Source organism: Nonomuraea sp. NPDC049784, assembly GCF_040659615.1.
GTDB lineage: Bacteria > Actinomycetota > Actinomycetes > Streptosporangiales > Streptosporangiaceae > Nonomuraea.
In genome coordinates, this window is the sequence record NZ_JBFAMX010000007.1 from 1 (window position 1) to 14,228 (window position 14,228).

Sequence of the window (14,228 nt, forward strand, 5' to 3'; positions counted from 1 at the left end):
CCGCCGCCGGAATGCTGGTCCAAGGCGCGGGCATCCTGCTGTTCCTGCGGGCCGGGGCCACCGGCGACTACCTCACAGTGCTGCTGCCCGCGCTGGTCGTCCACGGCATCGGCAACGGGCTGTCCTTCCCCAGCCTCAACATCGCCGCCGTCGCCGGCCTGTCGGATGAGCGGCAGGGCCTGGCCTCGGGGCTGGTCACCTCCGCCGTCCAGATCGGCGCCGGGATCGGCGTGGCGGTGCTGGCCGCGGTGATGACGCTGGGTGGCTCCACGCTGGGCGGATACCGAATCGCGTTCTTCACGGCGGGCGCCTTCTCCCTGTTGGGTGCCCTCATCGCCGCTTACGGCCTGCGCTCGCGCCGCCTCGCACCCCTACCCACCGCCTGAAGGAGACCCATCGTGACGCTGGACCTCACCCCCGACGAGTTGCTGAGCACCACCCGCGCCGTCCGCAAGCGCCTGGACTTCACCCGCCCGGTGCCCCGCGAGCTGATCGAGGAGTGCGTGGACCTGGCCGTGCAGGCGCCCACCGGGCGCAACCGGCAGCGCTGGCACTTCCTCGTCGTCACCGAGCCCCAGCAGCGCCGGGCCGTGGCCGACATCTTCCTGCGCGCCCTGGCCGTAGCCGGCGGCCAGCCGCTGACCGAACGCGACGTTTGGCGCATGAACTACCACTCCGGCTCCACCGAACGGGTCTTCGACGGCCTGCGCCACCTGGCCGCCAACATCCACCAGGTGCCCGCCTTCGTCATCCCCGGCGTCGAGGGACGCACCGACCATGCGCCGGTGGCCGTGCAGGCGGGAGCGTGGGGATCGATCCTGCCCGCCGTATGGAGCTTCATGCTGGCCGCCCGGGCGCGCGGTCTGGGCACGGTGTGGACCACCGCGCAGGGACCGCTCGAACGCGAGCTGGCCCAGGTGCTCGGCGTGCCGTACAACGAGATCATGCTGGCGGCCTTCATCCCGCTGGCCTTCACCATCGGCACCGACTTCAAACCCGCTCCCCGTATCCCACGGGAGGAGGTCCTGCACTGGGACCGTTGGTGAGCGGGCCGCCCAGGCCGCCCTGACCCAGGTGCGGCCTGGTAAGCCTCACCGAAGCACAGGCACGATCACGTCTGGTCAGGCCGGCACGGACCGCACGACGCCGGCCACCTCGTCCACCACAGCCCGCGTGGGCCGCTGGCACACCAGCCACGTCGTCATCACGGCCTGGGGCAGCTCCTGGACGGGCCGCCAGCGCCAGCCGGGCAGCCTCAGCGCGGCGACGTGCGAGGCGACCAGCGCGGCATCGGACCGCGTCGCCTGCGCGCAGGCCAGGACGTGCTCGGTGAACTGAGCGAACTGCCAGTACGGCCGGACGCCGGCGGCCAGCACGGTCGCCGTGACACTCTCACGGGCGGGCTCGCGTTCACGGGCGTGCACGAGCACCCGCAGAGCGTGCAGATCGCCGATCCGATAGCCAGGTTCGCCGACCAGAGGATGACCGGGCCGCACCGCCAGCCCGAGGATCTCCCGGCGCAACAACCATGAGGCGTAGTGGCCGGGCGGCTGCTGATGGACCAGGCACAGATCAAGCCTGCCCTCGTGGAGCAGGCGCAGTTGGTCGAAGCTTGTGGCCTCCACGTAGTTCAGCTCGGCGTGGGGCAGCGCCGTGTCCACCGCCTCGACGACGGAGGACAACCAGGGTCCGGGCGTGGCGGGAGGCACGCCGATGGAGACGACCTGCCGTGCCCGGGCCGCTTCCGAGACGATCTCCTGAGTGGTCGCGGCGAGGCCGAGGATCTGCCGGGCGTGCTGCAGCAGCGCCTCTCCGCTCGGCGTCAGCCGCACCCCCCGGGATGTGCGCTCGAACAGCCGCTGGCCGAGCCGCCGTTCCAGATCCATGATCTGCCGGCTCAGCGATGGTTGCGAGACCAGCAAACGCTGAGCGGCCTGATAGAACGAGCCCTCCTCCGCCACCGCGGCGAAGTATCGCAGGTGCCGAAGTTCCACGGTCCCTCCTACCCGGCGGCTGGGCTATGCCTGCGGAACATAATAGGCGTGCCTAGAAGGACTTGGACTGCGAGGTGTGTCCGGCCCTGTACTGATGTCGACGGCCATCACCGATGGTGACGCGGATCGGTGAGCAGCTCTCCATACTGCGTTCTTCGAGGAGCAAGATGAGGCTTGGCGTGTGTTCGGCCTGCCTGCCGGAGCTGACGCCGCACCAGGCGACCGAGGCGGCGGCCGCGGCCGGGTATGCCGGAATCGAATGGCGCGTTGCCACCGAGGCCGGCTCGCCAGGACCGGCGCACTTCCTGCGCAACAACCGCTGCACCCTGCGCCCGGAACGAGACGACATCCGCCACGTGCGCAAGCTCTGTGACCGGGAGGGCCTGGCCGTCATCGGGCTGAGCGGCTACGTCCAGGCCGGCGACCTGCGGGGAGTCGAGCAGTTGATGAGCCTGGCGGCCGAGGCAGGCGCGCCGCGCATACGCCTGTGGGCGCCGTCCACGACTGACGGCGGGTTCCACCAGGCACTCGGCCAGGGCATCGAGTTCTTCGGCGAGGTCGCGGCGCTGGCCGGCCGCTTCGGCGTGCAGGCGCTGCTGGAGATGCACCAGCGGACGATCTGCCCCAGTGCCGCGCTGGCCAAACAGGTCGTGGGACAACTACCCCCGCACCTGGTAGGAGTGATCTACGACCCCGGCAACACCGTGGTGGAGGGCTCGGAGGATCCCCGGCTGGCCCTGCAGATCCTCGGCGAGCACCTGGCTCACGTACACCTCAAGAACGCCGCCTACGAACGTGCCGAGGACGGCGGCCCGTGGCGGCACCGATGGACAACGATGGACGACGGCGTGCTCGACGTGCCCGCGATCCTGCGGCTGCTCGAAAGCTCCGGTTACCGCGGATGGGTGTCGGTGGAGGACTTCAGCACCGATCGGCCACCGCGCGAGGCCCTCGCCTTCAACGCCGCCTATCTGCGCGGCCACGCCACGTTCGAGTCGGCGGCGGGAGGGCGAGCGTGAGCGCGAAAGGGGCGATCGTCACCGGAGGGGCGGGCGTCCTCGGCCAGGCCATCGCCGCCCAACTGGCCGCTGACGGATTCGAGGTGATGCTCTTCGACGTCGACGAAGCCGCCGTAGCGCAGGCGGCGAACCGCCTGTCGGCATCCAGCGGCGGAAACGTCGCCGGGTACCGGGTGGACGTGAGCGACCCCGATGCGGTCCGCGAGCAGATCGCCCGGCTGGAACACGCGGGCCGGCGTCTGGACTGCCTGGTGAACAACGCCGCCATCAACCTGCGCCTGCCCCTGTCCGGGCAGACCCCTGACGCCTGGGACACGACGATGGCGGTCAACGTGCGCGGGCCGATGCTGCTCTGCCAGGCGATGCGGCCCTGGTGGCAGCGCCATGGCGGAGGCCGGGTGGTCAACGTGAGCTCCCGCACCTGGCTCGGCGGCGGCCCCACGGCGTACGTCACCTCCAAGGCGGCTATCGTGGGCCTGACCCGGACCCTCGCCGTCGAGCTGGGCCCCATCGGCGTCACCGTCAACGCCGTGGCCCCCAGCGTTGTGGAGACCCCCTTGACCCGGGCGGGACGTACCGACGAGGAGTTCGAGCAGTTCACGACCCGCCACCTGGCGATGACACCGCTCGGCCGACTGGCCCGCCCTCAGGACGTGGCCGACGCCGTCGCCTTCCTCGCCGGCGACCGGGCCGCCTTCATCACCGGCGAGATCCTGCACGTATGCGGCGGAGCCCAGCTCGCACCACCGGCCTGACGATCGACGTACCGAGAGAGCATCCCGTGCCCTACTTCGAACGCCCCGGCGTGCGCCTGTTCTACGCCGAATACCCGCCCGCCACCGGCCCGCGGCCGCCGCTCAACCTGCTCCTCGTGCACGGCCTGTGGGGCGCGGCCGAAGGATGGATCCACCAGATCCCCTCCCTGCGAACGCACTACCGTACCGTGGCCGTGGACCTGCGCGGACACGGACGCTCCAGCGCCCCGCCATCGGGCTACGACCTCGGCGACCACGCCGAAGACCTGGCGGCCCTGATCCGGCACGCCGATCTGGCACCGGTCGTCCTGCTCGCCCATTCGATGGGCTGCTCGGTGTCAACCGTCCTGGCCGCCCGCCACCCCGATCTGGTCCACGCCCTGGCGATGATCGACCCCGACTACGCCGGGGATCCCAGCGAGCGGGAGTCGATGGCCCGCCTGGCCGATGACCTGGAGGGACCGGACGCCGACCAGATCGCGCAGGACTTCATCAGCGAACGTTTCCACACCCCCGCCACCCCTGGGCATCTGCGCACCTGGCACCTGCTGGAAGTCCTGGCCCGACCGGCGTGGCTGCGGGCCCAGACCTTCCGCCACAGCGCCTTCGGCCCCAGCAGCCTGCGTTTCCGTCCCCAGGCCGAGCCCGTCCTGCGGCAACGCCGCCAGCCGGTCCTGGCCTTCCACCGCCACACGGCACGGGCGGAGGTGGAGCAACTGTGCCTGCCGCGCGACCACAGCCAGATCGTGCGGCACCCCCACGCGGGCCACTTCATCCACCAGGAACAGCCCGACGAGGTCAACGACACCCTCATGCAGTGGCTGGCCGCCCTTCCCCGATAGCCCCCCCCCCGCGCAGAAAGGCAAGCGAACAGCCGTGGCAGTCAACGACAGCCTGGTGCCACACGGCGCCGCACTCCCCCCGTCATCACCCCGCTTCAAGGCCCGCGCCTGGGGCGTCACTGCCGTCCTGGTGCTCTCCTCGGTCGTGGTGTTCCTCGACAAGGCCCTGCTGGGCCTGGTCGCCAAGCCGATGAGCGCCGAACTGGGCATGTCGGCCGCCGGTTTCGGCACCCTGGGCAGCGCCTCCTACGTGTTGTTCGGCGCCACCTGCATCGCCGTCAGTTTCGCCGCACAGCGCATCTCCCCGCGGTGGGTCCTGCTGGTCTGCGGCCTGCTATGGGCCGTCGGCCAGGTGCCCGCCGTCGTCGCCGCCACCGGCGGCATGTTGTACGCGAGCAGGATCCTCGTCGGAGCCGCGGAAGGACCGGCCAACCCGCTGTCCATGACCGTGCTGTACTCATGGTTCCCCAACGAGCGGCGCGGCCTGCCGCAGGCGCTCTACACCGCGGGCGCCGCCGTCGCCAAGATCGTCCTCGCGCCCCTGCTCACCTTGATCATCATTGGGTTCGGATGGCGTGCCGGATTCCTCACAGTCGGAGCCCTCGCGCTGGGCTGGTCGCTGCTGTGGCTGGCCACCGGGCGACAAGGACCGTACGGCGCCGCCCCCGCCCGCGGCGACCACCCGCAGCCCAGGCACACGACCCGCGTCCCCTGGCGCCGCGCGCTGCTCAACCGCACCTTCATCGGCTGCCTCATCGCCTACTTCGCCCAGAACGCGCTCGCCGCCATCGTCTTCACCTGGCTGCCCTCCTACTTCGAAAACGCCCTGGGATTCTCCGCGGGGGTGGCAGGGTCGTTGTTCGGGCTGCCCAGCGCGCTCGGCATCGTGGCGCTGGTCGCCTCCGGAGCGGTCACCGACCGGCTGCTCCGCACCGGCGTCACCTCAAGACGGGCCCGCGGCCTGCTCGGAGGCGCCTGCCTCACCGGCGCCGGCATCCTGCTGACCTTCCTGCCACTGATCCACGCGCCGCTCCCGGCCATCGCCCTCCTGATGCTCGGCTACGGCATATCGGTCACCGTCAACACCTTCGCCAACCCGGCCGTGGCCGAGCTCGTGCCGCCCGCCCAGCGTGCCGGAATCCTCGGCGTCTTCTCCGGGCTGAGCGTCACCGCCGGCATCGCCAGCCCCATCATCACCGGATGGCTGCTGGATCGATCCGCCACCCCCGAGGCCGGCTACACCACCGCCTTCCTCCTCAGCGGCATCCTGCTCGCCGTCGCCGGCGTGCTGTTCGCCCTGCTCGTCCACCCCGAACGCGACCGCCACCATCCCACCAGGAGTGACCATGTCCCAGCCTGAAACACACCGCCCCCCGCTGGACCTCACCCCGAACGAACTGCTCTCCACCACCCGCGCGGTACGACGCAGGCTGGATGTGACCAAGCCGGTCCCGCGCGAGGTGCTCCTCGACTGCACCCGCCTGGCCCAGCAGGCGCCCAGCGGACGCAACCGCCAACGCTGGGACTTCGTCTTCGTCACCGACCCGGACCGGCGACGCGCCCTGGCCGACTTGTGGCGACGCGGCCTGGCCAGCCCCGCCTCCCCGCGCTCCCACGACGGCCCCAGCCGCCACGACTTCACCGCCGAGGCGGGCTGGCAAGCGATCGCCGACAGCCTGCACCACCTCGTCGACATCCTGGACCAGGTACCCGTCCTGCTGGTGCCCTGCATCCAGGTCGGATCGCGGGCGGAGCTCGACGATCCGGCGACACAGGCCGGAACCTGGGGATCGGTGCTGCCCGCCGTGTGGAGCTTCATGCTGGCCGCACGCAGCCGAGGGCTCGGCACCGTATGGACCACCCCGCACCTCAACTACGAACGCCAGGCGGCCACGCTCCTCGACCTGCCGTACGAGACGACCGTCCAATGCGCGCTGATCCCCGTCGCCTGGACGATCGGCACACAGTTCAAGCCCGCCCGCCGCGTCCCGGTCACCGAGGTCGTGCACTGGAATCACTGGTAGATCTCACAAACGTGGGCCGAAAATCCACATGCAAGATCCCCCTGGTCGGCGGCGCGGCCCGCGACTCTCGTGGTCCCGCCGCCCCGATGAAAGAGCCCAGCCTCGGCTCCGCGTGCTGGGACCGAGCCCGCGGCGCAGGTCTACGCCGCAATCTCCTCGCCAAGGTGCAAGTGGACTTCCATGTCCTCCAGCGGTGGCTCCCTGGGTTCTCCTCGACGAGGACGCCAGTGCACCGCTGGCCCAATGGACCGGGCGAGCCTGGCGGCTCGTGCAGGTGCCCGGTGTCAAGGGGAAGTGGGTTTACCTGAGCGCCGTGGTGCCCACGCGGCCGGTGACGGCCGTTACTCAGGATGAAAAGGCTCACTGCATGGTGCGCGGTAGGGACATCACTCAGCGCTATCAATGCTCATGATCGCTCGGATTTGCTCGGACGGTGCTCATGATTCACCGGCACTGCTCACGGAAACGCGGACCCTACATGTTTGGTCAGTGCTGCGCCATGTCTACGAAGCGGCTGTAGTGTCCCTGGAACGCCACCGTCACCGTGGCCGTGGGACCGTTACGATGCTTGGCCACGATCAGGTCGGCCTCACCCGCCCGTGGCGACTCGCGTTCGTAGGCGTCCTCCCTGTGCAGCAGGATGACCATGTCGGCGTCCTGCTCGATAGATCCGGATTCGCGTAGGTCGCTAACTGCGGGGCGCTTGTCCGTACGCTGCTCCGGGCCACGGTTGAGCTGGGAGATCGCGATGACCGGGACCTCGAGCTCCTTGGCGAGCAGCTTGATCGCACGGGAGATCTCCGAGACCTCGTTCTGCCGGCTCTCGGTCTTCTTCGGCGAGCTCATCAGCTGGAGGTAGTCGATGACCACGAATCTCAGGTCGTTACGCTGCTTGAGCCGCCGGCACTTGGCCCTGATCTCCATCATCGACATGTTGGGCGAGTCGTCGATGAACAGCGGCGCCTCCGCCACCTCGCTCATCCGCCGGGCCAGTCGCGTCCAGTCGTCGTCGCCCATCATGCCCGAGCGCATGGTGTGCAGCGCGACCCGGGCCTCGGCGGAGAGCAGGCGCATGGTGATCTCGTTGCGGGACATCTCCAGCGAGAAGATGACCGTGGTCATCCCATGCTTGATGGCAGCAGAACGGGCGAAATCCAGACCTAGTGTGCTTTTCCCGATAGCGGGCCGTGCGGCCACGACGATCATCTGGCCCGGGTGGAGGCCGTTGGTGAGCTGGTCGAGGTCCTGGAAGCCGGTCGGCACGCCGACCATCTGGCCGCCGCGGCTGCCGATGGCCTCCAGCTCGTCGAGGGCGCCGGGCATGATGTCCGCCAGCGGCGCGTAGTCCTCAGAGGTGCGGCGCTCGGTGACCTTGTAGATCTCGGCCTGGGCGCGGTCCACGAGGTCGTCGACCTCTTCGTTCTGTCCGCCGTAGCCGTAGGAGACGATGCGGGTGCCGGCCTCGATGAGGCGGCGGAGGATGGCCTGCTCTCTGACGATCTTGGCGTAGTAGCCGGCGTTGGCCGCCGTGGGGACGACGGCCGTGAGGGTGTGGAGGTAGGCGGCGCCGCCCACCCTGGCCATCTCGCCGCGCTTCTGCAGCTCGTCGAAGACGGTGACCGCGTCGGCGGGCTCGCCCCGGCCATAAAGGTCGGTGATGACGTCGTAGACCATCTGGTGGGCAGGACGGTAGAAGTCGTCGGAGCGCAGGATCTCGACGACGTCGGCGATGGCGTCCTTCGACAGCAGCATGCCGCCGAGCACCGACTGCTCCGCATCGATGTTGTGCGGCGGAGTGCGCTCGAATCCAGGGCCGGCGCCAGTCTCTTCGTCAATGCTCACCGCGCCCCCTAGAACCTTGCAGGCGGTCGCACCACCCCCACTTGTAGCCGACCGGTCTGACAGTTTCCCGGACTTGCGCGTCGAGTGGCAACGCGGCCTGTGGACAACCCTGTGGTCAAGCTGTGCACTACCGCGCCCAGGGTGTGAAAGGCCTGTGGACACAGGCTGTGGATAACTCTCCGGGATATCCACCGAATGGCCTCTGACCTGGTGGAACGCTATCCACCGGCTGTGGAGGAAAGAAAGTTTCCCCGACAAGCCACGTAATGGCCATAATGGACAAATGCCCATTACAACCAGGGATCGGGAGATACTCCGGCTGGCCGTGCCCGCGTTCGGCGCGCTGGTGGCGGAGCCGCTCTTCCTGCTCGCCGACTACGCCATCGTGGGGCACGGCCTGGGCACCACGGCGGTGGGCGCGCTGGGCGTGGCGGGCACCGTCCTGTCCACATTGGTGAACCTGTGCGTCTTCCTCGCGTACGGCACCACGGCCTCCGTGGCGCGCCAGACGGGCGCGGGGAACCACGCGCGGGCCCTGCGCAGCGGTGTGGACGGGATCTGGCTGGCGTTGGCCATCGGCGCCGTCCTCATAGCCGTGTGCTGGCCACTGGCCCCTGGGATCGTGGAGCTGTTCGGGGCGGGCGGGAACCAGACGGCGCAGGCCGTGACGTACCTGCGGATCAGCCTGCTCGGCGCGCCCGGCATGCTGGTCGTGCTGGCCGGGACGGGGGTGCTGCGCGGGCTGCAGGACACGGTCACGCCGCTGGTGGTGGCCATCGGCTCGTTCATGCTGAACGCCGCGCTGAACGCCTGGTTCGTGCTGGGGTTACAGTGGGGCATCGCCGGGTCGGCCTGGGGGACGGTGATCGCCCAGACGCTGGGCGCGGCCGTCTACCTCGCCGTGGTGGCCAGGGGCGCGATCAAACTGGGCACACCGCTCACTCCAGGGCTCGCAGGGGTCAAGCAGGCGGGCACGGCCGGGTTCGCGCTGCTGGTCCGTACGGTCTGCCTGCGGGTGGTGCTGCTCGCGGCCACCGTGATCGCCACCAGGATGGGTGAGGCCGAGCTGGCCGCGTACGCGATCGCCACCCAGGTGTGGACGCTGCTCGCCTTCGCGCTGGACGCCATCGCCATCGCCGGGCAGGCCATCACGGGACGCTCGCTCGGCGCGGGAGACGTGGAGGCCACCAGGGCCGCCACCAAGAGGATGGTGCAGTGGGGCCTCTGGTCTGGCACGCTGCTCGGAGTGCTGGTCGTCGCCGCCAGGCCGGTGCTGCCCGGGCTGTTCGACGCGGATCCGCTGGTCACCGAGCTGCTGCTGGCCCTGCTGTGGCCGGTTGCGGCGTTCCAGCCGGTGTGCGGGGTCGTGTTCGTGCTCGACGGCGTGCTGATCGGCGCGGGCGATCAGCGTTATCTGGCGTGGGCGGGGGTGTGGACGACTCTGGCGTACCTTCCCGCCGCCTTCCTCGCCTCCGGGATGGGGGTCGTTGCTCTTTGGTGCGCGCTCGGGGTGTGGATGCTCGCACGTTTGATCACGCTCGTACGCCGAGCCGCCGGCACTGACTGGCTGGTAACCGGCGCGTAGGCTGCGCAGCCCGCCTATCTGCAGTGGACCGCTAAACGCGGCCCCGCTGTAATCACTTTGTGCTTGGTGTTGTCCAGGATTATGGGGAGTTCCCTGAGCGGGGTGTTCCTTGACCACTATTCTGCGACGGCTGTCGCCCTCTGAGGCGACCGGGTTACGCACGGGAGCCCGACACAGTCTGTCCGAGCTCTATCGCCCGGCCGACCTGGTGGTGCTCGGGCTCGGCGTGATGATCGGCGCCGGCATCTTCTCCATCGCCGGGAAGCAGGCGGCCACCGCGGCCGGGCCCGGCGTCATACTCTCCTTCATGATCGCGGGCATCGCCTGCCTGCTCGCGTGCATGTGTTACGCCGAGCTGTCGTCCATGATGCCGACCTCCGGCAGCGCCTACACGTTCACGTACGTCATCTTCGGCGAGGTCTGGGCCTGGATCATCGGCTGGGCGCTGATCCTCGAGCTGCAGTTCGCCGCCGCCGTGGTGGCCAGGGCGTGGGGCGCGATCACGGTCAGGGCGATCTCCAACTTCGGGGTACGCGTGCCGGACGAGCGGCTCTTCGGCGACGTCCTCGTGTTCGTGATCCTGGTGCTGCTCACCGGCGTCGTGGCGCTGAGCGCGCGGGTCGGGTTGCGCGCTCTGTGGATCATGGTGTCGGCCAAGCTGCTGGCCATCGGCGCGGTCATCGTCGTCGGCCTGCCGCACATCCACGTGGCGAACTTCGGCGACTTCTACGCCCAGCCCAAGAGGCTCTCGACGCCGCCCGCGACCGTGCTGGAGATCCTCTCCGGGCAGAGCCAGGCGTTCGGCTGGTTCGGGATCTTCGCCGCGGCCTCGGCCATCGCGTTCGCGTACATCGGGTTCGACGTGGTCGCGACCGCTGCCGAGGAGACCGTGAACGCGCCCAAGGCCATGCCCAAGGGCATGATCCGCAGCCTGATCATCGCCACGATCATCTACATCGCCGTGGCCTTGGTCATGGTGGGCATGGTCTCATACACGAAGATCTCAGTGGACGAGCCGCTGTCCAGCGCGTTCCGTGCGATCGGCGTGGACTGGATGGTGCACGTCATCGACGTGGGCGCCGTGCTCGGCCTGACGACCGTGATCCTGGTGCTGATCGTGGGGCAGACGCGGGTGCTGTTCTCGATGGCCCGCGACGGGCTGATCCCGCGCGGCCTGGCCTCGGTCAGCCGCAGGAATCACACGCCGTCCCGGGTGACGCTGGTGATCGGGTTCGTCGCCATCGTGCTGGCCGAGTTCGTTCCGGTGCTCACGATGCAGGAGCTCGTGGTGATCGGGACGCTGTTCGCGTTCGCGTTCGTGGCGGCCGGAGTGATCGTGATGCGGCGGCGCATGCCGTACCTGGAGCGCGGGTTCACGGTGCCGCTCTCGCCCCTGCTGCCGGGGCTGTCGCTGGTGGCCACCCTCTGGCTGATGGTCAACCTGCGGGTGCTGACCTGGGCGTGGTTCGCCCTGTGGATGGCCTTCGGCCTGCTCGTCTATCTCGTGTACGGCCGGCGCCACAGCCTCCTGGCCCGGCCCCGCGACCCGGTCGAGCCGGCACGCGGCCGCCACCGGCGCTAGAACCGGCGCTAGAACCGGCGCGTCGCCAGCACGCTACGCAGGAACTCCCTGGTTCTGAGGTTCTCCGGGTCAGTGAAGAGCTTCTCGGCGGGGCCCTTCTCTAGGAGCACACCGCCGTCGAGAAAGCACACCGTGTCCGAAATTTCGCGGCAAAAGCCCATCTCATGGGTCGTGAGGATCATCGTCATGCCCGACTCCTTGAGTTCTCGGATGATCCCCAGCACCTCCATCACCAGCTCGGGGTCGAGGGCCGAGGTGACCTCGTCCAGCAGCATCAGCCTGGGCTGAGTGGCCAGCGCCCTGATGATGGCCACCCGCTGCTGCTGCCCGCCCGACAGCTGGTCGGGGTATGCCCCCGCCTTGTCCGCCAGCCCGAACCTGGCCAGCAGGTCGCGTGCCTGCTCCTCGGCCTGCGCCCTGCTCACCTTGTGCACCTGACGCGGCGCGAGCGTGATGTTGTCCAGCACGGTCATGTGCGGGAACAGGTTGAACGCCTGGAAGACGATGCCCAGCCGCTTACGCACGTCGTCCACGTCCACGCGCGGATCGGTGATCTCCTCCCCGTCCAGGAGGATCGCGCCGTCGTCCACAGTCTCCAGCAGGTTGACGCAGCGCAGCAGCGTGGACTTGCCCGACCCGGAGGCGCCGATCAGGCTCACCACCTCGTGCGGGCGCACCTCCAGGTCGATCCCGCGCAGCACGCTGTGGCCATGGAAGTTCTTCCACACCCCGTCGATCGTCAGCAGGCTGGGGGTGATGGTGCCCTCGCTCATGCTCCGCGCCTCCTGCGTGTACGGGCGGCCAGATGGTCAGTGAGCCTGGCCATGGGGATGGTGAGCAGGATGAACAGCAGCGCGGCCGCCAGGTAGGGCGTGTAGTTGAACGTGCTGGCCGCGTGGATCTGCGCCTGCCTGAGCGCCTCGAGCGGCCCGATGGTGGCCACGAGCGCGGTGTCCTTCTGCAGCGAGACGAAGTCGTTCAGCAGCGGCGGCACCACCCTGCGGGTGGCCTGCGGCAGCACCACGAACCGCATGGTCTTGCCGTGGCTCAGCCCCAGCGAGCGGGCCGCGGCGACCTGGCTCGGGTGGATGGACTCGATGCCCGAGCGGAACACCTCGGCCACATAGCCGCCGTACGAGAGCGTCAGCGCGATGATGCCCAGCGTGGCCAGGTCGGACGGGATGCCCTGCAACCGGAGCGCGGGCAGCCCGAACCCGATCAGGTAGATCACCAGGATCGTCGGCACGCCGCGGAAGACGTCGGTGTAGAGCGTGGCCAGCGCCCGGATCGGGAAGAACGCGGGCGTCCTGATCCCCCTGGCCAGGGCGACCAGCAGCCCGACGACGAGGATCAGCGGCTCGGCGATCAAGAAGATCTTGATGTTGAGCAGGAAGCCGCTCAGCACGTCAGGCAGCGCCGCGGCGAACTGCCCGGGATCGAAGAACGTCTCCCGCACGCGTGGCCAGCCGGGCGAGTTGGTGACGACCCATACGACCAGCACGATAAAGACGATCGTCGAACCCGTCGCGATCGAGGCGGAGCGGCGGGCGCGCGACCTGCGCACCTGCTCCCGCTGGAGCTGCCGCTCCGACTTAACCCATTCGCCCGATATAGCCTGGGCGCGCTCGCTCACCACAGCTCGCTCACTGCAGCTCAGGCGCGCCGGCGGCGGAGCCGAGCCACTGCTGCTCGATCTTGGCCAGCTCGCCCTTCGACTTCAGCGCGTCCACGGCCTTGTCTACGCACGGCTTGAGGGCGCTGCCCTTCCCCATGACCAGCCCGAACTCCTCGGGCGTGCCACCCGTGGAGCTGAACTGTCCCACGATCTTGGACTTCTCGACCTGCGCGGCCGTTACGTAGAACGCCGTCGGCAGGTCCACGACCAGCGCGTCCACCTGCTTGTTCTTCAGCGCGTTCACGGCGTCGATCTGCTCGTTGTAGACGTTGGGGTCGGCGGTCGGCTTGATCACGTTCTTGACCGCGTCGAACGAGGTCGTGCCCACCTGCACGCCGATCTTCGCGTCCTTGAGCTCGGCCAGGGTCTTCGCCCCCGCGAACTTGCTCCCGTCGATGGCGACGATGGCCTGCTTGACCGTGTAGTACCCCTTGCTGAAGTCCACGGCGTTCGCCCTCTCAGGCGTGATGGACACCTGGTTGACGTCGAAGTCGAACTGCTTCTCGCCCGGCGCGAACGCCGAGTCGAACTTGACCGTGCTCCACTGCACCTCGGTACGGTCGAAGCCCAGCTCCCCCGCCACGGCGAAGGCCACCGCACTCTCGAACCCCTGCCCGTTGCCGGGGTCGTCGTCCTTGAACCAAGGCTCGTATGCAGGCTTGTCGGTCCCGATGGTCAGCTTGCCGGGGGTGACGAGCTTGAGCTGCTCCTTGGTGCACGCAGTGGACGGGGCCGTGCTGGCCGTGGTGGCCGTGGTGTCAGCGGGCGCACAACCAACGAGTGCCACGGCCAGCGCGAGCAGCATGAGGGGACGGGCCATGGCCAAAGCCTCCAGGGGGAAAGCGCGAAAGAACGAACGCATTCTACGATGCCCGGATAGGAAATTACGCCCGCAGGTAACCCTGGCCAC

General features: G+C 69.1%; 14 protein-coding genes. 9 read left to right on the forward strand and 5 right to left on the reverse strand.

From position 1 onward, the window contains the following. Both AB0J09_RS03395 and AB0J09_RS03400 read left to right on the forward strand, forming a co-directional pair. Positions 1–386 (forward strand): MFS transporter (locus AB0J09_RS03395; protein ID WP_360684375.1); only part of this gene is annotated, 386 nt, incomplete at its 5' end. A gap of 12 nt (positions 387–398) precedes the next feature. Then, positions 399–1,046, forward strand: a complete 648-nt coding sequence (locus tag AB0J09_RS03400; RefSeq protein ID WP_360684378.1) for a nitroreductase family protein — start codon at positions 399–401, stop codon at positions 1,044–1,046. 75 nt (positions 1,047–1,121) lie between these two features. Here the strand turns inward: AB0J09_RS03400 and AB0J09_RS03405 are convergent, their stop codons facing one another. Beyond that, positions 1,122–1,994 (reverse strand): LysR family transcriptional regulator, encoded by an 873-nt coding sequence (locus tag AB0J09_RS03405; RefSeq protein ID WP_360684381.1) that lies wholly within the window; start codon positions 1,992–1,994, stop codon positions 1,122–1,124. A 167-nt stretch (positions 1,995–2,161) separates the two neighbouring features. Between AB0J09_RS03405 and AB0J09_RS03410 the strand changes: the two genes are divergently transcribed. Genes AB0J09_RS03410 through AB0J09_RS03430 form a run of 5 tightly spaced genes read left to right on the forward strand, consistent with a single transcriptional unit; the run spans position 2,162 to position 6,634 of the window. Next, entirely contained in the window at positions 2,162–3,013 is an 852-nt protein-coding gene (locus tag AB0J09_RS03410) for a sugar phosphate isomerase/epimerase family protein (RefSeq protein ID WP_360684384.1), read from the forward strand. Further along, positions 3,010–3,768 carry an SDR family NAD(P)-dependent oxidoreductase gene (locus AB0J09_RS03415; RefSeq protein ID WP_360684387.1) on the forward strand — a complete coding sequence of 253 codons (759 nt, stop codon included), beginning with the start codon at positions 3,010–3,012 and terminating at the stop codon, positions 3,766–3,768. The genes AB0J09_RS03410 and AB0J09_RS03415 overlap by 4 nt, the downstream gene beginning before the upstream one ends. After that, entirely contained in the window at positions 3,735–4,610 is an 876-nt protein-coding gene (locus tag AB0J09_RS03420) for an alpha/beta hydrolase (RefSeq protein ID WP_360684390.1), read from the forward strand. The genes AB0J09_RS03415 and AB0J09_RS03420 overlap by 34 nt, the downstream gene beginning before the upstream one ends. A gap of 34 nt (positions 4,611–4,644) precedes the next feature. Next, positions 4,645–5,970, forward strand: a complete 1,326-nt coding sequence (locus AB0J09_RS03425) for an MFS transporter (protein ID WP_360684393.1) — start codon at positions 4,645–4,647, stop codon at positions 5,968–5,970. Next, positions 5,957–6,634 carry a nitroreductase family protein gene (locus AB0J09_RS03430; protein WP_360684396.1) on the forward strand — a complete coding sequence of 226 codons (678 nt, stop codon included), beginning with the start codon at positions 5,957–5,959 and terminating at the stop codon, positions 6,632–6,634. Before AB0J09_RS03425 ends, AB0J09_RS03430 begins: the two co-directional genes overlap by 14 nt. Before the next feature lie 486 nt (positions 6,635–7,120). On the opposite strand, the gene dnaB is transcribed toward AB0J09_RS03430, so the two are convergent. Continuing rightward, entirely contained in the window at positions 7,121–8,476 is a 1,356-nt protein-coding gene (gene dnaB / locus AB0J09_RS03435; RefSeq protein ID WP_360684399.1) for a replicative DNA helicase, read from the reverse strand. A gap of 283 nt (positions 8,477–8,759) precedes the next feature. Between dnaB and AB0J09_RS03440 the strand changes: the two genes are divergently transcribed. Then, the gene (locus AB0J09_RS03440; RefSeq protein ID WP_360684402.1) at positions 8,760–10,061 is read left to right on the forward strand and encodes an MATE family efflux transporter; all 1,302 of its coding nucleotides are present in this window, start codon (positions 8,760–8,762) and stop codon (positions 10,059–10,061) included. 109 nt (positions 10,062–10,170) lie between these two features. Beyond that, entirely contained in the window at positions 10,171–11,643 is a 1,473-nt protein-coding gene (locus AB0J09_RS03445) for an amino acid permease (RefSeq protein ID WP_360684405.1), read from the forward strand. 8 nt (positions 11,644–11,651) lie between these two features. On the opposite strand, the gene AB0J09_RS03450 is transcribed toward AB0J09_RS03445, so the two are convergent. From AB0J09_RS03450 to AB0J09_RS03460, 3 genes are read right to left on the reverse strand one after another with little or no spacing between them, the layout of a single operon-like run. After that, positions 11,652–12,416, reverse strand: coding sequence for an amino acid ABC transporter ATP-binding protein (locus AB0J09_RS03450; RefSeq protein ID WP_360684408.1), 765 nt, complete (start codon positions 12,414–12,416; stop codon positions 11,652–11,654). Then, on the reverse strand, positions 12,413–13,276 hold the full coding sequence (locus tag AB0J09_RS03455) for an amino acid ABC transporter permease (protein ID WP_360684411.1): 864 nt from the start codon (positions 13,274–13,276) through the stop codon (positions 12,413–12,415). The genes AB0J09_RS03450 and AB0J09_RS03455 overlap by 4 nt, the downstream gene beginning before the upstream one ends. Before the next feature lie 10 nt (positions 13,277–13,286). Beyond that, complete coding sequence (locus AB0J09_RS03460; protein ID WP_360684414.1) at positions 13,287–14,138, reverse strand: ABC transporter substrate-binding protein; 852 nt, start codon at positions 14,136–14,138, stop codon at positions 13,287–13,289. Between the last annotated feature and the right edge of the window lie 90 nt (positions 14,139–14,228).

Coding starts and splice junctions, on each gene's coding strand:
- AB0J09_RS03420 (WP_360684390.1), top strand. CDS start 3,735: ATGCGGCGGAGCCCAGCTCGCACCACCGGCCTGACGATCGACGTACCG.
- AB0J09_RS03450 (WP_360684408.1), bottom strand. CDS start 12,416: ATGAGCGAGGGCACCATCACCCCCAGCCTGCTGACGATCGACGGGGTG.
- AB0J09_RS03460 (WP_360684414.1), bottom strand. CDS start 14,138: ATGGCCCGTCCCCTCATGCTGCTCGCGCTGGCCGTGGCACTCGTTGGT.
- AB0J09_RS03430 (WP_360684396.1), top strand. CDS start 5,957: ATGTCCCAGCCTGAAACACACCGCCCCCCGCTGGACCTCACCCCGAAC.
- AB0J09_RS03410 (WP_360684384.1), top strand. CDS start 2,162: ATGAGGCTTGGCGTGTGTTCGGCCTGCCTGCCGGAGCTGACGCCGCAC.
- AB0J09_RS03440 (WP_360684402.1), top strand. CDS start 8,760: ATGCCCATTACAACCAGGGATCGGGAGATACTCCGGCTGGCCGTGCCC.